Raw genomic sequence first — 24978 nt, forward strand, 5'->3', positions numbered from 1 at the left:
CTCTCCATGGAATGGGGAGGAGAAAGTCAGTCAGCTTAAGCCGAAAACGGCCCCAGCATCTCCGCCGGGATGCGGGCGGGGCGCAGGGCTTCGGCGTCGACCAGGCACCATTCCGACAGCCCCTGCGCGCACAGGCGGCCCTCGCCGTCCTCGATGCGGACATAGCGGTTGAAGCGCGGGCCTTGCGGGTCGCCGACCCAGGTGCGGGCGACCACGCCGGTCGCGCCGGGGGCGATGGCGCGCAGGTAGTCGATCTCGTGCCGCAGGGCGACCCAGGACCACTTCGCCCGCGTCGCCTCGTCGAAGCGCGCGTTCCAGTGGGCCGTGCCGACGTCCTGAAGCCAGCCGACATAGACGACATTGTTGACGTGGTTGTTCTCGTCGATGTGTTCCGGCCGCACGTCCAGAGGGACGATGAAGACCTCGCGGTCCTCGCGCGGGATCAACTGCGGCCGGGCCATCGGGGCCTAGGCCTCGCCGAGGGGCACGCCCTTCTCGACCATCAGGGCCTGAAGTTCGCCCGCCTGGAACATCTCGCGCACGATGTCCGATCCGCCGACGAATTCGCCCTTCACGTAGAGCTGGGGAATGGTGGGCCAGTCGGTGAAGGCCTTGATGCCGTCGCGCAGGCTTTCGTCCTGAAGCACGTCGACGCCGACGAAGGCTGCGCCCACGTGGTCGAGGATCTGCACCGCCAGCGAGGAGAAGCCGCAGCGCGGGGCGTCCGGCGTGCCCTTCATGAACAGGACCACGTCGTGCTCGGCCACGGTCTGGGCGATGAAGGCGTGGACAGGGTCGGCGGCTTGGGCGGTCGTTTGATCGGTCACGATTGGGGCCTTTCAGAGAAGCCCGTCAGCTAGGCGCCCGGAGGGGCCGGGTCAAGGCCGCTGCGGCGGAAGAGCTCAGGCCGTCTCGGGCGTTCGCGCCAGTCGCTCGGCGCGCTGAGCCAGGGCGGTGGCTCCATACTCACGCGCCGTCGCGGCGGCTTCGACCAGCATCAACCCCAGTTCGCGCGGCGTCTCGCCGGTCCAGCGGGCGCGGGCCAGGGCGATGCGCGCCATGCCGATCTGGTCGGCGGCCCAGTCCAGCGGCGTCGAGACGCCTGAGGGGCGAACCAGACGACGGCGCAGGCCGGTTTCGATGTCCAGCAGGGCGCTCAGGTCGCCGACCGAACCCGCGCGCGTCGCTTCCTGGGCCACCCGCCGTTCGTGCGCCAGGGCGCCGAGCACCAGTCCGCCGCCCTCGGTCAGGGCCTCGGCCTGAACCAGGACCAGCAGGGGCAGGGTCTCCCGCTCGGCCCGCAGCACCTGGATGGCGGCCCAGTCCAGGGGGCTGTGATCGGGCGTGAACTGGTCAGCGGCGGCGTCGAACAGGGCGTGGGCCTGGTCGCGCGCCATGACGTCGTCGGCGACGGCGGCCAGGGCCGCCATCCCGGCGGCGCACAGGGCCAGGGCGCGGGCGCGGCTCAGCGGGCGCTGTTCCGGCGTGGCGGCCTCGACCAGGGCGCGCAGGTCGGCGCCGGCCTGATCCAGCATGCGCGGGTCGCGCGCGGCCAGCCCCGCCTCCAGCATCAGGGCGGCGCGGTCCAGGCGCAAATCCTCCTCCAGGGGTCGCTGCTGTCCCTTCAGTCCTTGAAGGGCCCCGTCGAGCAGGGCGGCGGCCTCTTGCAGGGCCTCCGTCTCGCCCGAGAGGGAGGCCTGCCGCGCCCTCAGGCGGGCGTGCAGGGCGGTGACGGCGGCCAGGGTGTCGCTGCGGCGTGCGGCCGGCAGGGCGGCGAGCAGGGTGAGCACAGCCTCCAGCCTGGCGGGTTCGCCGCAAAGGTCGAAGGCGAGCATCCCGCCCTGGGCCAGTTCCAGCGTGGCGCGGATGGCCTCGTCGTCATTGTGGGCGTGATGAAGGGCGTCGCGGGCGGCGGCCTCGGCCTTGTTCAGGCTGGCGGCGGCGCCGCTGCGGCGCGCGTGCTCTCGCCACAGGGCGGAGGCGCGAAGCGCCGCCTCATGGGGACGAGCGCAGGAGACCCGACCCGCGTCGACGCTCTGCTGCCGGGCCTCGATCTCGACCAGGCCGACCCCGATCAGTTCCAGCCAGCCCAGATCGTCGCTGTCGCGCGCCTTCTCGAACAGCCGCCGCAGATCTCTGCCGAATTCGAACATTCCAGACCTTCGTCGTCCCGCTTCGGGATCGCGAGGGCGATCCTGCAGACGCACAAGCAAACGCAGCGCCGCTGGAACGGTTCGGCTTGAGCATAACGAGGAAAATGTGGGGCGTGTCGGCGGGCCGAGGAATCAGCCCAGGCGCGGCGTTTTCTGACGGCAGCGTTGCAGCACGGCGCGGGCGTCCGCCTCGCCGGCGGACAGCCGTTTCACCGAATCGACGCGGGCGCGGGTCTGGTCGTTCTCGGCCGCAACGGGATCGCGGCCCGAAGCCGTGGCGGCCTGCATCGCCGCCAGCGACCAGTAGAGGGCCGCGTCATAAAGGGTGCGGCCATAACGGCTTTCCCCGCCTTCCAGCTCCGACGCCGCCTGGGTCAGCCCAGCGCACCGCACCGCCTCGTCATAGGAAACGAGCCGGGTCGTCGGGGCGGTCTGGCCCAGAACCGCAAGCGCGGTGACGACAGGGATGAACATCAGGAACTCCACGGCGCGCCGGGCGGGAAGGAGCCGGCGCCGCCTCTCCCTAGACAACCACGAGCGTGTGTCGGATGAAAGACGTGTTCAGTAAAGCTTCAGGTTGCAGTCAGGTCGGCAGGGGCGCCGGGCGCATGGCGCGGCCCTGATCGACCAGCCAGCGGACGAAGGCGCGGCGCGCCCGCGACGGCTCGCCCGCGCCGGGGATGGCCGCGACCGCTCCGCCGTCGGCCTGAAACCCGAACGGGGCCAGCAGCCGACCGTCCCCGACCGCTTCCGCCGCCAGCGCCCAGGGCAGGACCGCTGCGCCCCAGCCTGACAGGGCCGCATCGAGCACGAAATGCAGATGGGCTACCGGGCGTTCGGCGGTCGCGATCGAGGTCTGGCCGCTCAGCGCCGACCAGTCTTTCCAGCCGCTGGGATGGGTGCGCGCGGTCAGGCGGGGCGCGGTCAGGACCGCCGTGCGCGCATCCTCGCCCGAGAGGGCCGGCGCGATCACCGGGCCGACGGCGCTGGGGATCACGACCTCGGCGTTCAGGGCGGTGATCTGGGCCGCGGCCAGCAGGCGCAACACCACGTCGGCCCCGCGATGGCTGACCGCATGGGGCGCCAGTTCGACCAGATGCACTCGCACCTCGGGATGAAGCCGGCCGAAGTCGGGCAAGCGGGGGATCAGCCATTTGACCGACAGGCTGGCGTTGACGGCGACACGCAGGTCCTGACCCTCGCCCCGCGCGCCGGCGACCGCCGCGGCGATGCCGTCAAAGGCGGCGGTCAGCCCGGGCAGCAGGTCGCGGCCCGCGTGGGTCAGCGCCAGGGCGTGACGCGGCCCCTCGAACAGGCGCACCCCCATCTGGGCTTCCAGCGCCTTGACCTGACGGCTGACGGCGCTGTGGGTCACGTTCAGCTCGGCCCCGGCCAGGGTGGCGCTGCCGGTCCGCGCCATGGCCTCGAAGGCGCGCAGGGCGTTCAGCGAGGGCAGGGCGCCGGAAGGTGTGAGGTTTTCGAACATGCCCTTCCCGATAGGTCGCTTTCGCCACGACGGCAATGCGGCGACACCGGCCCATGTCGTCCTCCCTCGCGCACCGTCTGATCGTCCCCGTCCTCGGCCTTGGTCTGATCGTCGCCTTCGCCTCCAGCTACTACCTGCTGGGGGTGCTGGCCGAACCGCTGGCGGCGGGGACCGGAACCAGGCCGTCGCTGGTGTTTGCGGGTCTGTCGGGGGCCTTCCTGATCTCGGCGGCGCTCAGTCCCTTTGGCGGGCGCTGGGTCGATCAGCGCAGCGGGCGCGAGGTGCTGGCGGCGGCCTCGGTGGTTTTCGCCGCCGGTCTGGCGGGGCTGGGCCTGTCGCAGGGGCCGGTCAGCATGGTCGCCTCGATCCTGACCCTGGGGATCGGCATGGGCGTCGGCTTCTATGGTCCGGCCTTCGCGGTTCTGGTCGCCATCCACGGCGAGGCGGCGAAGAAGCCGATTACGGCGGTCTCCCTGATCGGCGCCTTCGGCGGGGCGCTGGGCTGGCCCATGACCCTGGCGATGACGGAGCTGGTCGGTTGGCGCGGCGTCTGTTTCGGCTGGGCGGCCCTGCATCTTCTGGTCTGCCTGCCCCTCTATCTGACCCTGCTGCCGGACGGTCGCGCCGGGCCGCGTCCCCCGGCGGACGGCGAGCCGGTGCATTGGGACGGGCGCATGATCCGGCTGGCGGTCCTGTTCGCGGGGGCCTGGTGGATCGCCACGGCGATGAGCGCCCACCTGCCGCGCCTGCTGGGACGGCTGGGGCTGGAGCCGGCCCAGGCGGCGGGCGCGGCCAGCCTGATGGCCGGGGCGGCGGTGGGGGTGCGGCTGCTGGCCTTCCTGGCGCCGGGCCAGGGTTCGCCGGTCGCCGTGCTGCGGCTGGCCACCCTGCTGCACCCGCTGGGCGCGGCCGTCGCCTATCTCGGCGGCAAGGGGGTGGCGGGGGCGGTGGCCCTGGGTCAGGGGGCGGGCAACGGCCTCCTGTCCGTGGCCTCGGGCGTCCTGCCGCTGCACCTGTTCGGCAAGGACAACTACGCCACGCGTCAGGCCCTGATCCTGACCCCCGCCCGCTTCCTTCAGGCGGCGGCGCCGCTCAGCTACGGCGTCCTGCTGGACCGCTCGGCGGGCATGGCGCTGCTGGCCTCCAGTCTCGTCTGCGTCCTGATGTTCGCCATGACCTTCGGGCTGGAGCGGCGAGCCTAGAGCACGGCGTCCTCGACCGTTTTCGCCGCCCTTCGCGGCGCGCTGCGGTCCAGCGTGGGCCAGGCGGCGGCCAGCCCGGCGACGGCGCGGTCCAGATCGGCCTCGGTCTGGCTGAAGGGCAGGCGGATGAAGCGGTCGAAGGCGCTGTTGAGGCCGAACCGCGTGCCGGGCGCGATCCGCACCCCATGATCCGGCGCGGCCAGGGCCAGCCGCGTGCTGTCGGGCCGGGGCAGTTCGACCCACAGCGACAGGCCGCCGTCGGGGCGGCGCGTCTTCCACTCGGGCAGGGCCTCGGCCAGACGGGCGCGCAGGTGGGCCTCGCGCGCCGCCAGCGTCCGGCGACGCGCGGCCAGGGGCGCCGGATCGCCGCTCAGCAGCATGGCGGCCGCCAGTTGCTCCATGACCGGGGCGCCCAGGTCCAGCGACGGGCGGTGGCGCACCACGGCCTCGACCACCGCGTCGTGGCCCCGCAGCCAGCCGACGCGCAGCCCGCCCCAATAGGGCTTGCTGGTCGAGCCCAGCCGCACGACGTGGGGGCCGTGGTCGGCGGGCGGCGGCGGCGGGCGGTCGAACCAGACCTCGCGCAGGGTGTCGTCCAGCACCAGCAGGGCGCCGACGCGTTGGGCGGCCCGCGCCACCGTCGCCTCGTCCTCGGCGGACAGGACATGGCCGGTCGGGTTCTGATGGGCGCCGATCAGATAGATGAGGCGGGGCCGGTTCCGCTCGATGGCGGCGATCAGTCCCGCCATGTCCCAGCCCGACGCCGTCATGGCCACCGGCAAGGGGCGCAGGCCCGCCCGCAGCATGGCGTCCAGGGCGTGGGGATAGGTGGGGTGCTCGACTGCCACGGCGTCGCCGGGCCGGGTGACGGCGCGCAGCAGCAGGGCGAGCGCATTCTGCGCCCCCGCCGTGGTCACGATCTGATCGGGCGAGGTCGCCATGCCGTCGGCGGCGTAGCGGTCGGCGACGACGCGGCGCAGGGCCTCGACCCCGATCGGCTCATAGCCGTGGCCGGGCAGGTGGGCGGGCAGGGCCTCCAGCGCGCGGGCATAGGCGGCGTGGACCTGTTCGTCGGCGGGCATGACGGCGGTGGCCATGTCGATGACGCCCGCCTGATGGCCCTGTTGCAGGGGGCCGTCCAGACGTCGCGCGGGCCGGGCCGCCGGACTGGCGGGCAGGGCGGTGAAGCTACCTGAGCCGACGCGGCTGGCGACGAAGCCGTCGGCCCGCAGCCGGTCCAGCGCCGCGCTGACGGTGATGCGGCTGACGCCCAGGGTCTCGGCCAGACGCCGCTCGCCCGGCAGCCGCGCCGCCAGCGGCAGCCGCCCGTCCAGGATCATCAGCTTCAGCGCCTCGGACAGGCGGCGATAGGCGGGCTCGCCCTCCGGCCCGCGCCAGCCTTTCAACTGACGCGACAGGGAGGCGGGGTTGACGAGCAGATCGCGCATAAGGCCACCCTCGCCAAAGCGGCCCTATAAAACAAGGCCATTGATGCGCTCTATGGCCCTATGTTCATGCGTCGTTTCATCCAGCTTCAGCTCGGTCTTCTGCTTTATGGGGCGTCTCTGGCCCTGATGGTCCGCGCCGACCTGGGCCTGAACCCGTGGAGCGTCCTGCATCAGGGCCTGTCGGAGCTGACGGGGCTGAGCCTGGGCCTGATCGTCAATCTGGTCGGGGCCCTGGTGCTGCTGATCTGGATTCCGCTGCGTCAGAAGCCGGGCGTCGGCACCATCTGCAACGTCCTGGTCATCGGCACGGCGGCGGATGTCGCCCTGTGGGCCCTGCCGCCGATCGAGGGGCTGGCGCTGAAGATCGCCTTCCTCATCGCCGCCATCGTCCTGAACGGCGCGGCGACGGCGGCCTATATCGGCGCAGGGCTGGGCCCCGGCCCGCGCGACGGCCTGACCACCGGTCTGGTGCGGATCACCGGCTGGCGGATCGGCTGGGCGCGCACGGCGATCGAGGTCGCGGTCCTGGGCGGGGGCTGGCTGCTGGGCGGCGTGGCCGGCGTCGGCACCATCCTCTACGCCCTGGCCAACGGCCCCCTGATCCAGCGCTTCATGCCCTGGTTCGAGATCGGCCCGAAGCGCGAGGCGCGCCCGGCGGCCTCAGTCTGAGGCCTTCTCGCCGGCGGGCTGTTCGGGAGGCGGTGCGTCCGGGGTTTCCGGCGTGTCCGGCGTCGGGGGCGAAGCCCCTTCGTGGGCATAGTTGGCGACCGCCGCCATCAGGGCGTCGGCCTCCTCGGCCCGCCCGGTCCGGCGCAGGGCGTCGGCGGTCTGCATCCTCAGTCCCAGGACCTGGGGCGCATAGGCCTGGGCCAGCCTCAGGGTCGCCACGTCGTTCTCGTTGGGATAGTCGCGCGCCACGCTCCGGGCCCGGGCCAGGGCGACATAGGTGCGATAGTCGGTCGGATCCGTGCGCATCGCCTCGGCCAGATAGGCCTGGGCCTCGGCGATCAGGCGGCCGCGCGCAGCGCCCTCCAAAGCCTTTGAGGCGTCCAGCCTGATCCAGGCCAGGGTCTGCAAGGCCTCCACGTCGCCGGGGGCGATCTCCAGCGCCCGTTTCAGCGCCGCCTCGCCGGCCGCCGCGTCGCCGCCGCGCAGTTCGGCCCGGCCCAGGGTCACCAGCGCCAGTCGGTCATCGGGATAGCGGGCGGCATCGGCGCGGACCCGCGGCAGAAGGCGCGCCATCTCTTCCGGCGTCTTCGCATAGCGCAGCGAGACGCCATACAGCAGCATCCGGTCGGCGCTGTCCGGCAGGACCGTCAGTTCCACCTGCGGTTCGACCTCGGCCATGTCGAGGCGGGAATAGGGCATGCGTCCGCGCAGATAGGCGCGCAGGGCGTCGTTCAGGCTGTCGGGCGTGTGGTTCAGATGCTCCTTCAGCGCCTGCTCATAGGGCGTTCCCCGGCCCACCGCCGCCAGATAGCCGTCCAGGCCCCGCCGCCGCTCGGGATCGGAAAACAGGTAGTGCGTCAGCAGCCACGACTGGGCGTAAAAGGCCGCACGCGCCCGGCCCTCCAGCTGGTTCGGCCGCACGCTCAGCAGCTGATCCATCGGCAGCCAGGACAGGGCGTTCAGATTGGCCAGTCGACCGGGGCTGTAATAGCCGACCTCGATCTTGCCGGCGTCATCGACCGTGGCTGTGGCGAAGAACTCGGCGAAGCCTTCTATGAACCAGCCCGGATAGACCCCGGGGAAGTTCTGATACATGAAGTGGTGGGCGTATTCATGGAACAGGATGTGCTGGCCGCTGCGCCGGTTCAGCGCCGCATAGACGTCGATCGGCGAGGCTGAATAGAAGCCGCCGACCCGTTCGGGCAGTCGGGGATGCAGTTCACGCAGCTCCGCGCCGGTCCGCACCAGATAGACCGGCAGCTTGCGCACGCCGTCGACCGGCGGCAGGCCGAACTGAAGACGCAGCAGGGCGTCGAAACGTTCAAGCTGTTCGGCCTGACGGCGCAGGTCGCGTTCGCCGCCCTCGCCATAGACGACGAAGTTGTCCGTCTCGGCGCGCCGCCACTCGGCCTGGGCCGCCTGAGCCGACAACAGCGCCAGGGCGCCGCCCAGCATCAGATTGCGCAGCGCCCGCGACCGCTGGCGTCCGCCATTCCTTTGAATCATCATGCGAACCTCCCGCTTGGCGATGAGACTAGGCCGGGCTCATGACAACTGCAAAACGTCGATTGGCCGCAGGTCCGCACGACCTGAACGTGCGCGCCCTTGACGCGGCGGCGCGCCGGGGCGACCTTCGGTGCGCCTATTCAAGGGGAGATGCAGATGCAGCCCGTTCTGGTGATCCGGTCAGCCTTGGCGGCCGTCGGCGTCCTGGCCCTCGCCGCCTGCGGCCAGGACAGTCAGCCCGCACCGATCGAGGCTGCGCCCGCCGATACGCCCGCGCCTCAGGCTCAACCCTTGCCGGAACAGGTCGATGCGCGTGTCGCGGGGACGGCGTTTCACGCCACCGGCACGGTCGCCTGCGCGCTGGCCGCTGAGCAGCCCATGGGTCAGTGCGACGCCGGCGTGATCCGCAACGCGGACGGCTCAGCCGTGGTCAAGGTCAGCCTGCCCGACGGCCGCACGCGCAGCCTGTTCTTCGACCGGACCGGCGCCGTCGGCTCAGACGTCAGTCAGGCGGACGGCGCCGCCGCCCAGGGCTTCAGGGTCGAGAAGGTCGGCGACCTCTACAAGATCTTCCTCGGCTCGACCGAACGCTACGAGGCGCCCGAGGCTCTGGTGGCTGGCGGCTGACCCCGAAGGTCAGCCCCGTTCCTTGGTCTTGGTGAAGGCGATCCTGGGGAAGCGTTCGGAGACGTAGCCGGTCTCCCAGCTCGACTTGGCCAGGAAGACCGGGGCCTGGTCGATGTCGACGGCCATCTGCGGGCGGTACTTGCCGGCGAAGTCGTCGAGGTCGGCCTTGGTCCCTTCCCCGGCGGGCGCCACCCAGCGCGCCTCGGCGTAGGGGCTGGGCTCGAAGATGACGTCCAGGTTGTATTCCTCGCCCAGACGATCGGCCATGACCTCGAACTGCAGCTGGCCGACGGCGCCGACGATGAAGTCCGAGCCCAGCTCGGGGCGGAACAGCTGGGTCACGCCTTCCTCGGCCAGACCCTCCAGCGCCTTCTTCAGGTGCTTGGCCTTCAGCGGGTCCTTGACGCGGACGCGTTGCAGGATTTCCGGGGCGAAGTTGGGCAGGCCGGCAAACCGGATCAGGCCGCTTTCCGACAGGCTGTCGCCGACGCGCAGCACGCCGTGGTTGGGGATGCCGATGACGTCGCCGGCATAGGCGTCCTCGGCCAGTTCACGGTCCGAGGCGAAGAACATGATGGGGGCGTTGACGCTCAGCTGCTTGCCGGTGTTCTGCACCTTCAGCTTCATGCCGCGCTTGAAGCTGCCCGAGGCCATGCGGAACATGGCGATGCGGTCGCGGTGGTTGGGGTCCATGTTGGCCTGGACCTTGAAGACGAAGCCGGTGACTTCGGGCTGGCCCGGCTCGACCTCGATCTCGACCGGAGCCGGGGCGTTGCGGGTCTCGGGCGGGGCTTCTTTCCGCGCCGGCATGACCTTGGGCGGCGGCGCCCATTCGCCGATGGCGGCCAGCAGTTCGTCGATGCCGAAGTGGCGCAGCGCCGAGCCCCACAGCACCGGCGTCATATGGCCTTCCAGGAAGGATTGACGGTCAAAGGTCGGATAGCCGGCCTCGATCAGCTCCTGGGTCTCCATCAGGGCCTCGTGCTCGCCCGCCTCGAAGTATTGGGCGGCGTCGGCCAGGGGCAGGGCCTCGGGGTGGCCGGGGTCCTCTTTCGCGCCCGCAGGCTTCTTGGTGTAGGGCTGGAACTTGCCGGTGCCCATTTCGACCATGCCGCGCAGACGGTTGCCGCTCTCGGCCGGCCACCAGATGGGGGCGGGGTCCAGTTGCAGGCGGGACGCGATCTCGTCCAGCAGGGCCATCGGGTCCTGGGCTTCGCGGTCCAGCTTGTTGATGAAGGTGATGATCGGAATGTCGCGCAGGCGGCACACCTCGAACAGCTTCAGCGTCTGCGGCTCGATGCCCTTGGCGGCGTCCAGCACCATGATGGCGCAGTCGGCGGCGGTCAGGGTGCGATAGGTGTCTTCGGAGAAGTCTTCGTGGCCAGGCGTATCCAGCAGGTTGAACATCTTGGCCACGCCGTCGGCCGTGGTGTGCTCGAAGGTCATGACCGAGGCCGAGACCGAAATGCCCCGTTCCTTCTCGATCTTCATCCAGTCGGACTGGGTGCGTCGGTTCTCGCCGCGCGCCCGCACGGCGCCCGCCGCGCGAATGGCCCCGCCGGCCAGCAGGATATGCTCCGTCAGCGTCGTCTTGCCGGCGTCCGGGTGAGCGATGATGGCGAAGGTCCGGCGGCGGCCGGCCTCTTCAGGCAGGGTCAGTTTCGACATGGGGCGGCAGGTAGCGCGGAGCGCGCCAAAAGTCACTCCATCGCCTGCACCCGGACAACGGGCCGGGCGAGCAGCTAGTCGGCGGCGGCGGGCGTTTGCGGTAGGCCTGAGGCCGCCGCCGCATCATCCTCGCTCGGCTCTTCTGCATAGGCCTCCGCTGCCTGGCCGAGGGCCGCCCGGGCCTGGGTGATCATGGCGCGCGCACGGCCCTTGAAGTGGCTGGCGTGAGGGCTGTTGGACACAGGCGTCAGCACCTGGATGGCTTCAGCATTCAGATTTCGCGCGATGTAGGCCTGACCCAGGCGCAATCGGGCGTCGAAAGACTGGGGCGCCAGAGCGTAGGCGACCTGAAGCGTCGACAGGTCGTTGTCGGACGGATAGCCCGTCTGACCACGTCGCACATCGTTCAAGGCCAGGTAGATGCGGAAATCCGTCGGTTCCGCATCCATGGCGCGCGCCAGATAACCGTTGGCCCTGCGTCGCATCGTCAGGGCCTTGTCCGGGTCGGCTTCGCTGGCGATCTGATCCAGCAAAGCCAGGCCGGCCACGCGCAGGATGTCCGCGTCCTGCAACGAGTCGGTGATCGCCGGCTCCAGCACGCCGATCGCCAGATCGGGCCGCTGTGACAGGCGTTGAGCGCGTGCGGCCAACAGCAGGCCCATCCGGTCACCGGGATGTTTTTCGGCCAGGGCGAAGGCGGACCGGATCAGTTCAGCCCGGTTTTCGGCGTTCTCACGAAGCTCGCGTGCTTCGCGCGCCTTCTGGCTGTCAGACTTGTCGCTATCGCTCTTAGTCTCGGCCGGCGTCTCGATAACGGGCTCGTTGTCCAGTCGAATGTCCAGCCAGACGGCCTCTGCCTCGGCCGGCGGGACACGCGTGATCGTGACCTGCGGCTCGGGCAGGGTGATCTGCGGGGACAGCATCGTGATGGACCCTGACATGTAGCGCCACAGGTCGTTCTGCAACTGCTCTGACGTTCGCCCGGTGGCCGCCTGCATGGCGGCGACGGACTCCTGGCCGCCGATGACGCTCGCCAGATAGCGGCTCAACATCTGTGTGCGCTCGGGCGTGCTCATGAAGTAGTGGGTCATGGCCCAGGCCTGAGCATAGTAGAGATGGGCGGGATAGCGGCCGGCCGCCGTCAAACGCCACGTCAGCACGTCGTCTATGTCCGCCCAGGTGTTCGCGCCCATCGTCAGCGAGTTCATCCGGCCAGGATTGTGGCGTCCGAACTGGATTCGGTCGTTCACCACTTCAGCCGTCGAATAGTATTCGGCGAACCCTTCGACGAACCAGGACGGATAGGCGTTGGCGCGCATCTGATACATGAAGTGGTGGCCGTATTCGTGGAAGACCACGACGTCCCCCATTCGACTGCGCGTATCCACGACCGAATAGATGCGGCCGCTGTTGGGCGAATAAAATCCTGCCACGCCCTCGCCGATGCCGGGCGAGACGCGGTTCATGTCACGACGTCCCTCCGCCATGAAGATCTCGAGCTTGGGAATCTCGTGTTCCGTCGGGATCGGATAATAGGTGCGCAGCAGGGCGTCGAAGCGTTCGACCTTGCGGGCATAGCGGCGCAGGCTGGCTTCTGACGTGTCGCCATAGACGATGAAATGGTCGGTCTCGGCCTTCAGCCATTCCGCATGGGCTGCGGTAGCGCTCAGCAGGCTCGCGGTCAGCGCCGCGGCAAGCCCCGCAAGCCCTGCAAGCCTCGGACCGAACTGGCGACTTCCTCGTGCAAAAACACGCATTTGCGATCTCCCCGTTACGCGGTTCAACGGATAGCGAACGCCGGTGTGCAGCGAAAGAGGGGGCCGCGATTTCGGTGCGATCAAGCGCGGCGACAGTCGGTAAACGGCGCAATTTTCACGATGCCGTGAAAGACCCTTCGCGAAGCGGGGCTTTTGGGGGCATGCTCGTTTCTGTGAGACGCCGGTCCATGAGATCGACGCCGCAAGGGAAAGGAAACGACATGGCTTTGGTGCATCCGGGCAAGGTCCCCTCCGCGCGTAGCGAACGGGAACTCCACCCTGTATTCGGTCTGATCTGCGGCTTCGGCCTGATCTGCCTGGCGGCGACGACGGTCCACATCGTCTTCGGACTGTTCTAGCCGGGCCTCAATCCTCGGCGGGCGTGTCTTCGGCCTCGGCCTCGCCCTGCTTCAGCAGTTCGGCCTCTTCGGCGTCGGCATCGGCCTCGCTCACGCCCTTGGCGCGCAGCAGCATGGCGCGGGCGCCGGCTGAGGGGCGGTGCGGGTCGTTGACCAGGGGCTCCAGCAGGGTCACGGCCTCCGGGTTGCGGTCCTTGAACATCAGCACCTGCGCCAGGTTGATGCGCGTCTGGCCCAACTGCGGCGCCAGGGCGAAGGCCTCCTCCAGCACGGTCACGTCGTTGTCGTTCGGATAGCCTTCGCCGCCGCTCCGGTCTTCGGCGATCAGCATCAGCGTGACGTAGTTGGCGTTATCGGCGCGATAGGCGCGGTGGAGCAGGACCCGCGCCTCGGCCTTCAGGCGGTCGGTTTCCTCCAGGGTCTCGGCGTCCTCGGCCGCCTTGAGGCGGGCGCGCACCAGATACTGCAGGGCCTCGACATTGTCCGGCTCCAGCGCCAGCAGGCGTTGCAGCGGCGCCTCGGCGGCGGCCGGATCACCGAAATGCAGTTCGGCGTGGCCGAGCGCCAGCAGGGCCAGGGGATCGTCGGGATGACGGGCGGCGGCGCGGCGCACCTCCTCGGCGGTGGCGGCGCGCATGGAATCCGGGACGCCCATCTTGAGCCGCTGATTCAGTAGCAGGAGATCGTTGGCCGAGCGGGGCAGCCGGGTCACCGTGATCGGCACGGCGGGATAGGACACCGTCACCCCCTGATAGGGAATCCGTCCGTTCATGTAGCGGCGCAGCGTCTGGCGCAGCTCGGTCGGGCTCAGTCCCGTCGCCCGCTCCATCGCCTCGACCGGATCGCCGCCGGCGCCGACGTCGCGCAGATAGAGATCCAGGGTTTTCTGCCGCTCGACATCGCCCAGGAACCAGTGGGTCAGCAGCCAGGCCAGGGGGTAATAGGTGTCGCGATTGCGCGCCCTCTGAAGAGGACGCTTGGACAGCAGCTCCGTCATCGGCATCCAGGACGCGGCCTGCAGGGCATAGGCGCGATTTTCGTTGTACTTGCCGACCAGGACGCGGGATTTCTCGACCTCGACGGTGGCGTAGTATTCGGCGAAGCCTTCCACGAACCATCCCGGATAGGGATAGGAGAAGTTCTGCATCATGAAGTGGTGCGCATATTCGTGCTTCAGCGTGTCGACCGTCTGGTCACGCATGGCGACGCCGAAGATGTCCTCGTCGGTCGCCATATAGAAGCCGGCGACGTTGTCGGGCAGGTCGGGGCGAACCTTGACCAGGCCGGTGCGCGAGGCGACCAGATAGATGGGCAGTTTGCGCGGCGGCGCGTCGCTGGCGTCCAGGCCCATGCGCAGGCGCAGGAAGCGGTCATAGGCTTCCAGTTCCTGCACGAACTCGCGCAGCTTGCCCTCGCCGCCGTCGCTATAGACGATGAAGCGTTCGCTTTCGGCCTTGATCCAGTCGGCGTGGGCCGGCGCGACGCCCGCCGCCGTCGCGGCTGCGACCGACAGGGTCGTGACAACGGCGCCACGCCGCATGGCTTGCAGCAAACGGTTGAAAAGCTTCACGTCGATGGCCCCCCGATGGCGATGCCGTCAGGCATAACCAAGGTTTCCCGGTTGGAAAAGGGGCTGCGGCGTCAGGCCGCCATGCGTCCCCAGACGGCCTTGTCGGCGGCGACCGCGCTCAGGCGGCCGTGGGCGGCGCGGGACTGAAGCTGGCGCATGATCATCTCAGGCAGGGCGCAGAAGCGCGGCTCGACCAGTTCAGGGGCGCAGCCGACGTCGGGGGCGGCGAACAGGGCCGCGTTGACGCCCTCGGTCTTGTGCGCGATCAGCCAGGCCAGACGTCGGGCGCGGGCGGGGTCGTTCCGGTGCAGCAGGGGGTCCTCGGCGAACAGGTCGCAGCCCATTTCCAGCACATAGTCGAAGTCCAGCTTCTCGAAGCGCCGCACGTCATGGCTCGGAGCCGGGCAGGCCTCGTCCAGATCGAAGACGACGTCGTTCAAGAGAAACAGCATGGGCCGTCCACCGCTACGCAGGCCGTTCTGGCCCGATGAAGACCGGTTTACGCCGCCTCGCTTGCGGTCCCGTTCACGAACGCGGTGAACGTGCGGTTAGGGATGATGAGGTGAGGCCTACCGCCCTTCGGGCTACTTGAGGCCCGATCTTTCTCCCTCCCACTTGGGGGAGGGGGGGCGCGCAGCGACCGGGTGGGGAGGGCGCGGCGATAGAGGGGCGTCGCGCTTGATCTGCCTTGGCGCCCCCACCCGTCTTCGCCTTCGGCTCAGCCGCCCTCCCCGAACGGGGAGGGAGAAAGAAAGTCGCCTCTAAGCCGCCTGCACCTTCTCCGTCAGGAAATGCCTTCCCTGCCGATCCTCGATCTCCACCACCCAGAGGTCGGGATCATAGCGGCGCTGGCGCTCGATATAGGCGTCCAGCTCGCTCTCCGTCTCGCTGACGACCGGCTGGATCCACAGGGGCTCGCCGTCCATGCCGGTGGCTTCGGTGAACAGGCGCGCCGTGCGGTCTGCGGTGTTGTAGGCCTTGACGATCACGGCCCCGCCGCGTGCGTCGCCCTTCTTGACCACGGTGGCGTAGGCGCCTTCCAGTTCAGCGCGGCGGATCAGGGCGCTGGCCCAGACATCTGTGGATAGAAGCAATTCGCTAACCCTGATTGGACACGGGACCGGAACCTTGCGGCCCTAGGGTCGGGGCATGAGGATAGGCCTTTCCCCCCGATCCGCCAGCAGAATGCTGGCTGTGACGCTCGCCGCCATGACGCTGGCGGCGCCGGTCGGCGCGGCGCGTGCGGCGGTGACCGACGCCTTCTACGACCGGGTCTTCGTGCTGGCGGCCCATCAGAAGTGCGACCTGTTCGAACCCAAGCTGATCGCCGCCCTGGACGCCGCCGCGCTGCAGGCGCGTGGAGCGGCCCTGCGCGCCGGCACGCCTGTCGCCGACCTGTCGGCGGCGGCGACGCGGGCGCAGGCGAGAGCTTCGCGCACCGCCTGCGACGACGGCGACCTCGGCCGCGTGCGGGCGCGGGTGCAGGCGGGCTTCGCGGGCTGGTCGCGCGCCGCGCGGATGAGCTTCCCCGGCGACCACGCCGCCTGGCGCGGCGATCGCTATGCAAGCCAGGCCGTCGGCTGGCGACTGGTGCAGGACAGCGCCACCGGCGGCTCGCCCGTCCGCTTCGGCCTGGTGGGCGTGGGCCCGACCGCGACGACGCCGGCGGCCGTGGTCTCCTTCGTCGGCCGGCCCCGACCCTATGCCGCACGACTGGTGATGCGCGATCAGGCGCAGGCCCCGCGCGTCTGGCTGACCGGCGGCGGCCTGCCGCCCGAATCCGTGCGCCGCGTCTTCTTCGCCGCCGCCGCCCATGCCGCCGACCCGACCCTGCTGAGCGAGGGCGCGCGCCAGGGCGAGATCTGGACCTTCTCGGAAACGGCTGCCGACGCCATCGCCCAACTGGACCCACGCGAGACCTTCGTCGTCGAATTCCTGTTCCGAGACGACAGCGTGGCCGAGGCGCGTTTCGAAGCCGGTGACTTCGCCGCCGGCCGCGCCTTCCTGGCCATGGGCGCGATCTAGGCGTCGCCCGGTGCGGTCCCCGTGGCGCAGGCGGCTATGACTTGCAGAGGTTCAGGACGCCGGCGCGCGGGCGATCAGGGTCAGGGCGATCAGTTCCTGGGCCTTGGCGTTCATGTAGATGAGCGCCTGTTCCGACGCCTTGCGGTCGGCGCGAACCGAGTGATCCAGACCCAGCCCGCTGGCGAAGGCCTGGGGCGCGCGGCGGTCGGCGCAGGCGGGACCGTCGATGCCGAACACCTTGGCGGCGTTGGCCAGGGTGCAGTTGCGAGCGTCAATGGGCGCCGCGTCCCAGGCCGCATCCAGTTGAGCGCGGTCCAGGCCCTTTTCTGACAGGACGACGCTGGCCGCGCCCGTCTGGATGACATGGGCGGCGACGGCGGAACGCACCCACATAGGCGGCAGGTCGCTGCGCCCGGCGCAGGCCGGAGCCGCCGCCATCACCTTCAGATCGCGGTGATTGAGGGCGCTCATGCCCGAGGCCACGCTACGCTCATAGGCGGTCAGGATCTGCTGCTGTTCGGCCGGGGACAGGCGAGACCAGACGCAGGCGCCCAGGGCCTGAGGCTCGTTGGCGACCGGGGCGGTCGCCATCATGGCGGCGAAGAGCATGGCGATCATGATCAGGCCTGAAAACTAGGGGACGAGCGGATGCGGATCAGAGCGGCAGGAGCAGAAGGCCCAGCATCGTCAGGACCATGACGGCGCCCAGCAGCCGCCACAGGCCCAGACCTGCCCGCCGCGCGGGGTAGGTTTCCAGCGCGCGTCGCTCCTCGAAGAACCTCTCCGATGCGCCGGCGTTCAACGCCGCCAGCCGCCGCCGACGTCGGCCTTCGGGAATGCCGGCGACCAGCTGCGGCCGCACCATCAGGGCCACGCCGAACGTCAGACACAGAATCTGGAAAATCATGGGTATGTTCTAGGCTGGGCGCGATGGCCTTGACAAGGGAGCGGGCCGGGGAGCCTAGGCACTGCGGTTTAGGGGAATGACCTCGCCTTCGACATCGGCGCGGGCGGGCGTCGCCACGACGACGGGCAGGCGGACCGTGACGGCGGTGCCCTCGCCGGGGGTGCTGTCGATGCTCATGGCGCCCTGGTGCAGTTCGGCCAGCGACCGGACCAGGGACAGGCCCAGGCCGGTGCCCTGGGCGCGCTGTTCGGCCCCGCCGGCCTGTTCGAAGGGGCGGCCGATCCGGGCCAGGTCCTCGGGCGCGACGCCGACCCCGGTGTCGGCCACGGTCAGTTCCAGGCCGGCGCCCAGAGCCTCGACGCTGACGGTGACGGCGCCGCCGGTCGGGGTGAACTTCACCGCATTGGACAGCAGGTTCAGCGTGATCTGCTTCAGGGCGCGGCGGTCGGCGGCGACGGTCAGGGCGTCGGGCGGCAGGACGGCGGCCAGATCGACGCCCTTGTCGTCGGCCTGGACCCGAACCAGGGCCAGGGCGGCGGACACCACCTCGCGCATGTCGAAGCGCTCGATGGTCAAGCTGTAGCGGGCGGCCTCGATGCGGCTGACGTCCAGGACGTCGTTGATCAGGTCCAGCAGGTGGCCGCCGGCCTGATGGATGGATTGGGCGTAGTCGGCGTAGCGGTCGGGGACCGGGCCGAACAGCCGCTGGCGCATGATGTCCGAGAAGCCGAGCACGGCGTTCAGCGGCGTGCGCAATTCATGGCTCATATTGGCCAGGAAGCGGGACTTGCCGGCGTTCTGGGCCTCGGCCTCGGCGCGGGCGGCTTCCAGGCCTTCCTCGCGGGCGTGTTGCAGGGTGGCGTCCAGGGCCAGGGCGATCAGGCGCGTCGGTTCGTCCTTGCCGAGGCGGCGCACGACCAGAAGGATGCGGCGGTCCAGCGCCAGACGCGGGGCGAACCGCACCTGGGCCTCGGCGCCCGCACGCGCCTTGGCCAGGGCGGCCTGGACGGCGGGCCGGTCCGGCGCGTGGACGGCGGCGATCAACCCGTCCTCGAACAGGGGATCGACCGGCAGGGCCGCCGGCGCCGCGCCATAGGCCGCCAGCGCGATGTTCGACGCATCCAGCACCAGGGTCAGCCCCGGCTGGCCGGCCAGAACCGTCTCGACCTGGGTTACGGCGGCGCGCGTCGCCGCTCGACGGCGAGCCTGACTGACCGCATTCATGCGGAAGGCCGAGGCGGTGGCTCCGGCGGTCAAGAGGCCGGAAACGGCCGCCATGCCGGGCGAGACGTCCGGCGCGCCCTTCATGGCGACGGCGATCAGCCCAGCCAGGATCCCCAGGGCCGATCCCAGGGCGCCGAAGGGCCCCAGCCGCGACGGCGCCAGGGCGATGGCGGCGGCCAGGGGCATGAAGACGAACCCGCCCAAGGGGCCGGTCAGTCCGCCTGAGAGCCCCGCTGCTGCGGCCGCAGCCAGAGACCAGGCGACCAGAAGCGCCGTCCGCACTGCATGTCCGTCGCGGCCGAGCAGGCTCAGTCCCAGCAGGCCCGGCGTCGCCATGGCCAGGGCGGCCGGAACGTCCAAGGGGGACTTGCCCTCGCCGAGCCAGACGCCGCCCAGCGCCGTCAGGCCGACCGCCGCCGCCCAGCCGGCGTGCCAGGCAGCCAGCGCCGAGCCCCCCGGCGCGTCGTCGGGCAGGGCGTCGGCGGCTTGAGGCGGGGTGGAGGGCGGGTTCAATCCGGAGCTTTACGCGAGTGAATCAAGCGGCGCAGTCTAGGCTTGGACGACGCCAGTCCCTAGGCCGCTCGCCTTGCGGGCGACTGGAACCCTGCATCATTGGCCGGGGAGTTGGGGAAGAATGCGGCGGTTGTCGTGAACGTCGGCTGAGCCTATGTCGCCCGCATGAGTACGACCGACGCCATCCCTGCCCGCGCGATTGACGAGGTTCTGAGCGAACTGGTCGAGGAATTCGATCTGCTCGGCGATTGGGAGGGCCGGATCGAGTATGTCATCGATCTGGGCAAGGGTCTGGCGCCCCTGCGCGAGCGCGATCGGGTCGAGGCCAACAAGGTGCCGGGCTGCGCCGCCCAGGTCTGGCTGGCGACGCGCCGCGCCGATGGGCGGCTCTTTTTCGACGCCGACTCTGACAGCGCCCTGTCCAAGGGCAATATCGCCCTGTTGCTGAAACTCTATTCCGGCCGCCGCCCGGCCGAGATCCTGGCCTTCGATGCGCGCGCCGCCCTGGATCGTCTGGGTCTGCCGTCGGCCCTGACGCGCCAGCGCGCCAATGGTCTGAACAGCATGGTGGGCCGCATTCGCGAAGCCGCAGCGGCCGAAGGGCTCTGATCCGACAGCCGCTCCGGATCGTGTGATCAGCCGATCGTCAGGAAGGCGCCGATGAGCGCAGCGATGGCCAGGGTCAGGAGCAGGGCCTCGAATGGCGAGAGCGACCAGGCGGAACGACGTCGACGGATTCTTGCAGCCATTGTGGCCTCTCGCTTTCAATGATGACCTTGAGGGCGAGTTCGGGCGCGCCGCGGAGCGGAAGCGGCTGGCCGTAAAGGCTCCGCCACAATACATCCAGTGCGCGATCGGCTTCCCCCAAGGGTTCCATGCGAATCATCGAGCCACGTGCGAGCGGGGGCGTCGTTAACAATTGTTGGGAGATTCGGACAACGGTGATTTTTGTCGACGCCTCGGGGCGCGGCGACCGGTGTCATGCCCCGGCAGCGATCGGGTCAACCTGGGCCATAGTGCTCGGCGAGCGCCTGAAGGCCCAGCTTGAGCAGGGTCTTGCCCTGTCGGCGGCGCAGGAACAGCGCCTCCTCAGCCATCTGCAACGACGTGCCGTGGATGCAGACCTGCTCGACCATGGCGCGCAGGCGCGGGCCGCAGGCGGTCAGCGCCGCCTCGACGCGGGCGGCGGCGGACAGGGCGCGGTCGGTCGGTTCGACGCGCGCCGAACTGCCGCCGCCGGCCCGGGGCAGGGCGTCCCAGCGCATGGTCAGGGACGGGCCGCTGAGAGCGATCTCGGCCTCAAGCCGCAGGCGTTCGCCCGCCGCCACCTCGGACGGGGTCAACCAGGGGCGGCCCGAGGCGTCCTTGCGCCGGGCCAGCCAGGCGACGGGGCTTTCCCCCAGGTTGGCGCGGCGGGTGGTCAGGCGGCCGTCGGGCTCCATGACGGCGCGTTCGCCCTCGATCAGGCCGGGACGACCCGGCGGGGACGGGGCGAGCGAGGTGTTGGTCGCCGGGCGGGGGCGAGGCAGCCAGCCGCCGCCGTCGCGTCGTCTCAGGCCGGGCCGCTCGACCAGGGCGCGAAACGCCGCCTCGTCCAGGGTCAGCACCACCCGGCCGCGCCGGTCGCCGCCCAGCCGCAAGGGGTAGGCGGCGCCCGACTGATCCAGCCAGGCGCCGGGCCGGTCCAGCAGCGACCGGGCGCGTTCGAGCGTGCGGCTCATCGGGGGGCTCCGGACGTCAGTCCAAGATCAACGGCGGGCAGTTCCGATACGGCGCGAAGGCAGGCCTCCAGCCCCTCCATCACCGTGTCGTACTTGTCCTGATCGCGTTCATCCTCGGCCCATCGACAGGCGGTCGAAGCCGTGGCCCGGTTCAGGCCGAAGGCGTGGCCGACGCGTTCCAGCGGCCAGCCATAGGAGACATGGGCCAGATACATGGCGGACCACCGGGCGCGGCAGGCGCGCGGGCGCGTCCGCTCGCGGCGCAGCATATCAGCCGCCGGCACGCCGAAGGCATAGGCCGCCAGATGCAGGGCGGCGTCGGCGCGGATGCGGTCGCCTTCCGTCACCGGCACGCGGTAGGGCTCGATCCTGTAGGATTCCATGTCGTCAGTTGCTCCCGAACGCTCGTTTGTTCTTCCCATCGTGCCACGGGCCGAGGGGTGGGATAGGAATGTTGTCCTAGCACGCGTCAAAATCGGTCGCTTCCCCTTGCCGGGCCCGGGATCGGCTGTGGACCAATGGATGCGCCAAAGGGGATGTCGTGTGCGTCAAGGGGGTATTGTTCGCGTCATGGTTAATAAACTAACGAATCCTTGACTCGGGACTCTCGACGGCGATTCGCAAATCAGCCTAAGCGTTTCATATCGGGACCGTTAACCCTTCTTAAGGTTTTAACCCGTTAACGTTGGAACAAGGTTACCCGGCCGTCGCTCCCTTGGCGGTCGCACCCAAGCTTTGCCTGGAGGGGCATGAATGCGCGTCCTGCTGATTGAAGACGATCACGCCACCGCCCAGAGCATCGAGCTGATGCTCAAGTCGGAAGGCTTTAACGTCTATACGACCGACCTGGGTGAAGAAGGCATCGATCTGGGCAAGATCTATGACTACGACCTGATCCTGCTGGACCTGAACCTGCCCGACATGAGCGGTCTTGAGGTTCTGCGTCAGCTGCGCGTCGGCAAGATCAATACGCCGGTCATGATCCTGTCGGGCACGCACGAGATCGAAACCAAGGTCAAGACCTTTGGCGGCGGCGCCGACGACTACCTGACCAAGCCCTTCCACAAGGACGAGCTGATCGCGCGCACCCACGCCGTGGTCCGTCGCTCCAAGGGTCACGCCCAGGCCATCATCCACACCGGCGAGATCGCCGTGAACCTGGACGCCAAGACGGTCGAGGTCGACGGTCACCGCGTGCACCTGACCGGCAAGGAATATCAGATGCTGGAGCTGCTCTCGCTCCGCAAGGGCACCACCCTGACCAAGGAAATGTTCCTGAACCACCTCTATGGCGGCATGGACGAGCCCGAGCTGAAGATCATCGACGTCTTCATCTGCAAGCTGCGCAAGAAGCTGGCGACGGCGGCGAACGGCAAGCACTATATCGAAACCGTCTGGGGCCGGGGCTATGTCCTGCGCGACCCGTCGGAAGGCGCCGTCAGCGTCGCCGCCTGATTTACGACCTGGGGCCTCCACTCAGGGTTAGTATTCGAAGCGCCCGCCGGGAAACCGGCGGGCGTTTTGCTTTGTTGGGACGCTAACGGCCTTCGGCCTGCTTGAGCGCTCGCTTCTTTCCTCCCCATTCATGGGGAGGGGAACCACGGAGTGGTGGAGGGGGAGACTCCGCCATCTGCCATTCGTGCACAAACCCGGACAGGGCGCCGCCGCCCCCTCCGTCTCGTCCGCTGCGCGTCCGATCCACCTCCCCATGAAATGGGGAGGAAAGGGTCTTACCCCCTGACTGCGATCACCGACTTGGTCAGGCCCAGCACCACCTCGTCGTGGTGGGCGGCGTCGGGAAACAGGAAGCGGAACTGGGTCTTGTCCAGCAGGCGGGCGTGCTGGACGTCGCGCATGGCGGCCCCGATGTCGGGGGCCTTCTGCGAGAAGCCGTGGGCCTTGCGCATCAGGGCGCGCGCCCGGCTCTGCTCGCTGCGCCAGTGGAAGAAGGGCGCCGAGAAGTGGGGCTCGATCGGGAACCAGAAATAGGGCGTCTGGACGTAGTAGCGCGGGGCCAGCCGGCGCGCCTCGGCGGCGAAGGCCTCCATCCGCACCCAGTCGCCGACATGCTCGACGACGGAGTTGGAGTGGACCAGGTCGAAGCTGTTGTCCGGATATTGCGGCAGCGAGCAGGCGTCGCCGTCGACATTGTCGAACAGGGTCGCGTCCACCGCGTCGAAACCGCCCGGATTGACCAGGGTGATGCGGACCTTCTTGGCGTCCAGAAACTCGCGCGGGAACAGGTTCCAGTATTCCGGCTCGCCGCCCAGGTCGATGATCCGCACCGCGCCCTTCTCGGCATGGATGGCCTCGATCAGGGCCGTGACGCGCCTGGCTCGGGCGCGGCGAAAGCGCGACACCAGCGAGTTGGGGTCAGAATTGTCCTGAAGGGCGTGGATCAGTTTCATCACGCCGTTAGATCAGGCGGGCGTTGCGTTCCGGTAAATCAGCGCCGGAACGTCTTTCCTCCCCATTTCATGGGGAGGGGGACCGAGAAGCGGTGGAGGGGGCGACGCGACGCCTGTCCATCGGGGCTCATTCGGAAAAGGTGGCGTCGCCCCCTCCGTCTCGGTCGCTTCGCGCCCGATCCACCTCCCCATGAAATGGGGAGGAAAGAGGTGGTGTCAGCCCCGGAACGCCGCCTCCAGCGCCGCCGCCAGGGGCTTGGGGCGGCCCAGCGTATCGAACAGCAGGGGTTGATCGCGGCCGTCGTCCTCGCCCCCGCGCCGCAGCCAGCTGTCGGTGTCGCGCAGGCCCCAGACGGTGAAGGCGAAGCGCTGGGCGGGGGGCAGGGCCATGAAGGCCTCGGCCAGTTCGACCACGCGGGCCTTCTGCTGCTCCAGCTTCTGGTCGCGAGATCGGGTGTCGAGGCGCCGCCCGTTGCGGAGCGAGGCGTCCAGTTCGGAGACATGGATGGGCAGGCCAAAGGCGGCCAGTTCGCGCATGAAGGCCGTGATCTGACCGGCGGGAATCTCGATGTCGAGGTGGGACTGGGTGCCCAGGCCGCCGATGGGCGCCCCGGCCTTCAGCAGACGCTCGACGGTGCGCAGGAAGGTCGCGCCCTTCTTCGGATTGTTCTCGAGATTGTAGTCGTTGATGAACAGGACCGCGTCCGGATCCGCCAGCCTGGCCTGTTCAAAGGCGCGGATCATGTAGCCGTCCTGGCCCAGGCGCTGGCTCCACAGGCAGTCGCGCAGGCCCTCGCCGTCATCCTTCACCGGCTCGTTGACCACGTCCCAGCCGACGGCCTGTCCGCGATAGCGCCCGGCGACCGTGGCGATCCAGCGGTCGTAGTCGGCCTCGAACCGGGCCTGGTCCAGGTCGTGGAAATGCGGGTGGTCCTGGGCGTACCAGATCAGGGTGGTGCCATAGAGCCGCAAGGCATTGTCGCGGGCGAAGGCGGCGATGCGGTCGGCGGCCGAGAAGTCATAGCCGCCGTCGGCCGTCATGATCCGCTCCATCTTCATCTCCCACTCGGGGGTCAGCTGATTGAAGTGGGTGCGGACCAGATCGACCCATTGTGGATCGTCGAACTGACCCGTCATGGCGCTGAGGCCGACGGGGAAGGGGGCGGTCGATTTCAGCGGGGCGATGGTCGGCGGCGGCGCGGGCGGCTCGGCGGAGCCGCAGGCGGCCAGGGCGACAGGCGCGGCGAGGATGAGACGGCGGTTGATCGTCACGCCTCTACCTCCCCGGAACGGGGAGGGAGAGGCGTAGTGACTACCCCTCCGCACGGCGCCTCAGGCCCATTTCGTCGAAGGCGGCGGTTTCGCGTTTGGCGGCGGCCAGCAGCTTGCTGAGGCGGGTGGCCTCGGCGACGTGCTCGAACTTCTTCAGCTCCTCGAAGGCGCTGGTCAGGGCGTCGCGGGCGCCTTCTTCTTCAGCCCCGACAGCGACGACCAGCCCTTCCGCGTCAGCGCGCTTCATGGCCCAGCCCTTGAGGTAGGCTTGCAGCATCATGCCCGAGGACGGGTCCAGACGGGCGTTCTGGCGCTCGATCTCTACCTCGGCGTCCAGAACGGCGACGCGCATCTCGGCCTCGGCCTTGCGGGCGGCGACCTCGGCCAGGCGCTTTTGCAGCGTCTCGACTTCGTAGTTGGAAATGCGGATCAGGGATTGAGCCCAGGCGGTCATGTGGCGGTC

The 24978-nt window shown here is 69.5% G+C and carries 27 protein-coding genes; 7 read left to right on the forward strand and 20 right to left on the reverse strand.

Features of this window, described 5'->3' with window-relative positions; all coding sequences use genetic code 11:
- Positions 1–35: 35 nt before the first annotated feature.
- The 5 genes from ACOZBP_RS12545 to ACOZBP_RS12565 form a co-directional block, all read right to left on the reverse strand.
- Positions 36–461 (reverse strand): acyl-CoA thioesterase, encoded by a 426-nt coding sequence (locus ACOZBP_RS12545; RefSeq protein ID WP_422676767.1) that lies wholly within the window; start codon positions 459–461, stop codon positions 36–38.
- A gap of 6 nt (positions 462–467) precedes the next feature.
- Positions 468–827 carry a Grx4 family monothiol glutaredoxin gene (grxD, locus tag ACOZBP_RS12550; protein ID WP_422676768.1) on the reverse strand — a complete coding sequence of 120 codons (360 nt, stop codon included), beginning with the start codon at positions 825–827 and terminating at the stop codon, positions 468–470.
- A gap of 75 nt (positions 828–902) precedes the next feature.
- Positions 903–2153: a hypothetical protein gene (locus tag ACOZBP_RS12555; protein ID WP_422676769.1), complete on the reverse strand. Its 1251-nt coding sequence runs from the start codon at positions 2151–2153 to the stop codon at positions 903–905.
- Positions 2154–2285: 132 nt separating this feature from the next.
- Positions 2286–2627 (reverse strand): hypothetical protein, encoded by a 342-nt coding sequence (locus tag ACOZBP_RS12560; protein WP_422676770.1) that lies wholly within the window; start codon positions 2625–2627, stop codon positions 2286–2288.
- Between the two features lie 109 nt (positions 2628–2736).
- Positions 2737–3639: a LysR family transcriptional regulator gene (locus ACOZBP_RS12565; RefSeq protein ID WP_422676771.1), complete on the reverse strand. Its 903-nt coding sequence runs from the start codon at positions 3637–3639 to the stop codon at positions 2737–2739.
- Between the two features lie 53 nt (positions 3640–3692).
- Between ACOZBP_RS12565 and ACOZBP_RS12570 the strand changes: the two genes are divergently transcribed.
- Complete coding sequence (locus ACOZBP_RS12570) at positions 3693–4841, forward strand: MFS transporter (RefSeq protein WP_422676772.1); 1149 nt, start codon at positions 3693–3695, stop codon at positions 4839–4841.
- Here the strand turns inward: ACOZBP_RS12570 and ACOZBP_RS12575 are convergent.
- Positions 4838–6289 (reverse strand): PLP-dependent aminotransferase family protein, encoded by a 1452-nt coding sequence (locus ACOZBP_RS12575; RefSeq protein WP_422676773.1) that lies wholly within the window; start codon positions 6287–6289, stop codon positions 4838–4840. The genes ACOZBP_RS12570 and ACOZBP_RS12575 overlap by 4 nt on opposite strands.
- 66 nt (positions 6290–6355) lie before the next feature.
- Here ACOZBP_RS12575 and ACOZBP_RS12580 point away from each other — a divergent pair, with 66 nt between their 5' ends.
- The gene (locus ACOZBP_RS12580; protein ID WP_422676774.1) at positions 6356–6958 is read left to right on the forward strand and encodes a YczE/YyaS/YitT family protein; all 603 of its coding nucleotides are present in this window, start codon (positions 6356–6358) and stop codon (positions 6956–6958) included.
- On the opposite strand, the gene ACOZBP_RS12585 is transcribed toward ACOZBP_RS12580, so the two are convergent.
- Positions 6950–8467: a hypothetical protein gene (locus tag ACOZBP_RS12585; protein ID WP_422676775.1), complete on the reverse strand. Its 1518-nt coding sequence runs from the start codon at positions 8465–8467 to the stop codon at positions 6950–6952. The two genes, ACOZBP_RS12580 and ACOZBP_RS12585, sit on opposite strands and share 9 nt — an antisense overlap.
- Positions 8468–8620: 153 nt before the next feature.
- Here ACOZBP_RS12585 and ACOZBP_RS12590 point away from each other — a divergent pair, with 153 nt between their 5' ends.
- Entirely contained in the window at positions 8621–9091 is a 471-nt protein-coding gene (locus ACOZBP_RS12590) for a hypothetical protein (protein ID WP_422676776.1), read from the forward strand.
- Between the two features lie 9 nt (positions 9092–9100).
- On the opposite strand, the gene ACOZBP_RS12595 is transcribed toward ACOZBP_RS12590, so the two are convergent.
- Both ACOZBP_RS12595 and ACOZBP_RS12600 read right to left on the reverse strand, forming a co-directional pair.
- Complete coding sequence (locus ACOZBP_RS12595; protein ID WP_422676777.1) at positions 9101–10759, reverse strand: peptide chain release factor 3; 1659 nt, start codon at positions 10757–10759, stop codon at positions 9101–9103.
- A 74-nt stretch (positions 10760–10833) separates the two neighbouring features.
- Positions 10834–12516, reverse strand: coding sequence for a DUF1570 domain-containing protein (locus ACOZBP_RS12600; protein ID WP_422676778.1), 1683 nt, complete (start codon positions 12514–12516; stop codon positions 10834–10836).
- Positions 12517–12737: 221 nt separating this feature from the next.
- On the opposite strand from ACOZBP_RS12600, the gene ACOZBP_RS12605 reads away from it, so the two are divergent.
- A complete protein-coding gene (locus ACOZBP_RS12605; protein ID WP_422676779.1) occupies positions 12738–12875 on the forward strand; it encodes a hypothetical protein in 138 nt (45 codons plus the stop codon).
- A gap of 7 nt (positions 12876–12882) precedes the next feature.
- On the opposite strand, the gene ACOZBP_RS12610 is transcribed toward ACOZBP_RS12605, so the two are convergent.
- The 3 genes from ACOZBP_RS12610 to ACOZBP_RS12620 all read right to left on the reverse strand — a co-directional run bounded on the left by ACOZBP_RS12610 (position 12883) and on the right by ACOZBP_RS12620 (position 15539).
- Positions 12883–14445, reverse strand: coding sequence for a tetratricopeptide repeat protein (locus tag ACOZBP_RS12610; RefSeq protein ID WP_422676780.1), 1563 nt, complete (start codon positions 14443–14445; stop codon positions 12883–12885).
- Between the two features lie 71 nt (positions 14446–14516).
- The gene (locus tag ACOZBP_RS12615; RefSeq protein ID WP_422676781.1) at positions 14517–14897 is read right to left on the reverse strand and encodes a hypothetical protein; all 381 of its coding nucleotides are present in this window, start codon (positions 14895–14897) and stop codon (positions 14517–14519) included.
- A gap of 309 nt (positions 14898–15206) precedes the next feature.
- A complete protein-coding gene (locus ACOZBP_RS12620; protein WP_422676782.1) occupies positions 15207–15539 on the reverse strand; it encodes a DUF1491 family protein in 333 nt (110 codons plus the stop codon).
- A gap of 91 nt (positions 15540–15630) precedes the next feature.
- On the opposite strand from ACOZBP_RS12620, the gene ACOZBP_RS12625 reads away from it, so the two are divergent.
- Positions 15631–16470, forward strand: a complete 840-nt coding sequence (locus ACOZBP_RS12625; protein WP_422676783.1) for a hypothetical protein — start codon at positions 15631–15633, stop codon at positions 16468–16470.
- A gap of 51 nt (positions 16471–16521) precedes the next feature.
- Here ACOZBP_RS12625 and ACOZBP_RS12630 read toward each other — a convergent pair whose 3' ends face one another.
- The 3 genes from ACOZBP_RS12630 to ACOZBP_RS12640 are packed head-to-tail and all read right to left on the reverse strand — an operon-like array spanning position 16522 to position 19114.
- Positions 16522–17088: a hypothetical protein gene (locus ACOZBP_RS12630; RefSeq protein ID WP_422676784.1), complete on the reverse strand. Its 567-nt coding sequence runs from the start codon at positions 17086–17088 to the stop codon at positions 16522–16524.
- A gap of 37 nt (positions 17089–17125) precedes the next feature.
- Positions 17126–17377 (reverse strand): hypothetical protein, encoded by a 252-nt coding sequence (locus ACOZBP_RS12635; RefSeq protein ID WP_422676785.1) that lies wholly within the window; start codon positions 17375–17377, stop codon positions 17126–17128.
- A 54-nt stretch (positions 17378–17431) separates the two neighbouring features.
- On the reverse strand, positions 17432–19114 hold the full coding sequence (locus tag ACOZBP_RS12640; protein WP_422676786.1) for a sensor histidine kinase: 1683 nt from the start codon (positions 19112–19114) through the stop codon (positions 17432–17434).
- Positions 19115–19279: 165 nt separating this feature from the next.
- Here ACOZBP_RS12640 and ACOZBP_RS12645 point away from each other — a divergent pair, with 165 nt between their 5' ends.
- Positions 19280–19723: a SufE family protein gene (locus ACOZBP_RS12645; RefSeq protein ID WP_422676787.1), complete on the forward strand. Its 444-nt coding sequence runs from the start codon at positions 19280–19282 to the stop codon at positions 19721–19723.
- A gap of 392 nt (positions 19724–20115) precedes the next feature.
- Here the strand turns inward: ACOZBP_RS12645 and ACOZBP_RS12650 are convergent, their stop codons facing one another.
- Complete coding sequence (locus ACOZBP_RS12650; protein ID WP_422676788.1) at positions 20116–20835, reverse strand: DUF6456 domain-containing protein; 720 nt, start codon at positions 20833–20835, stop codon at positions 20116–20118.
- Complete coding sequence (locus tag ACOZBP_RS12655; protein ID WP_422676789.1) at positions 20832–21218, reverse strand: chromosomal replication initiator DnaA; 387 nt, start codon at positions 21216–21218, stop codon at positions 20832–20834. Before ACOZBP_RS12655 ends, ACOZBP_RS12650 begins: the two co-directional genes overlap by 4 nt.
- A 370-nt stretch (positions 21219–21588) precedes the next feature.
- Here ACOZBP_RS12655 and ctrA point away from each other — a divergent pair, with 370 nt between their 5' ends.
- Positions 21589–22290, forward strand: a complete 702-nt coding sequence (gene ctrA, locus ACOZBP_RS12660) for a response regulator transcription factor CtrA (protein ID WP_422676790.1) — start codon at positions 21589–21591, stop codon at positions 22288–22290.
- 275 nt (positions 22291–22565) lie between these two features.
- Here ctrA and ACOZBP_RS12665 read toward each other — a convergent pair whose 3' ends face one another.
- The 3 genes from ACOZBP_RS12665 to ACOZBP_RS12675 form a co-directional block, all read right to left on the reverse strand.
- Positions 22566–23243 (reverse strand): methyltransferase domain-containing protein, encoded by a 678-nt coding sequence (locus ACOZBP_RS12665; protein WP_422676827.1) that lies wholly within the window; start codon positions 23241–23243, stop codon positions 22566–22568.
- A 216-nt stretch (positions 23244–23459) separates the two neighbouring features.
- Positions 23460–24515: an endo-1,4-beta-xylanase gene (locus ACOZBP_RS12670; protein ID WP_422676791.1), complete on the reverse strand. Its 1056-nt coding sequence runs from the start codon at positions 24513–24515 to the stop codon at positions 23460–23462.
- A 40-nt stretch (positions 24516–24555) separates the two neighbouring features.
- The gene (locus ACOZBP_RS12675) at positions 24556–24969 is read right to left on the reverse strand and encodes a flagellar export protein FliJ (protein WP_422676792.1); all 414 of its coding nucleotides are present in this window, start codon (positions 24967–24969) and stop codon (positions 24556–24558) included.
- Positions 24970–24978: the final 9 nt, after the last annotated feature.

It is taken from the genome of Brevundimonas sp. NPDC058933, from assembly GCF_049315965.1.
In the GTDB taxonomy this organism is placed as follows: domain Bacteria; phylum Pseudomonadota; class Alphaproteobacteria; order Caulobacterales; family Caulobacteraceae; genus Brevundimonas.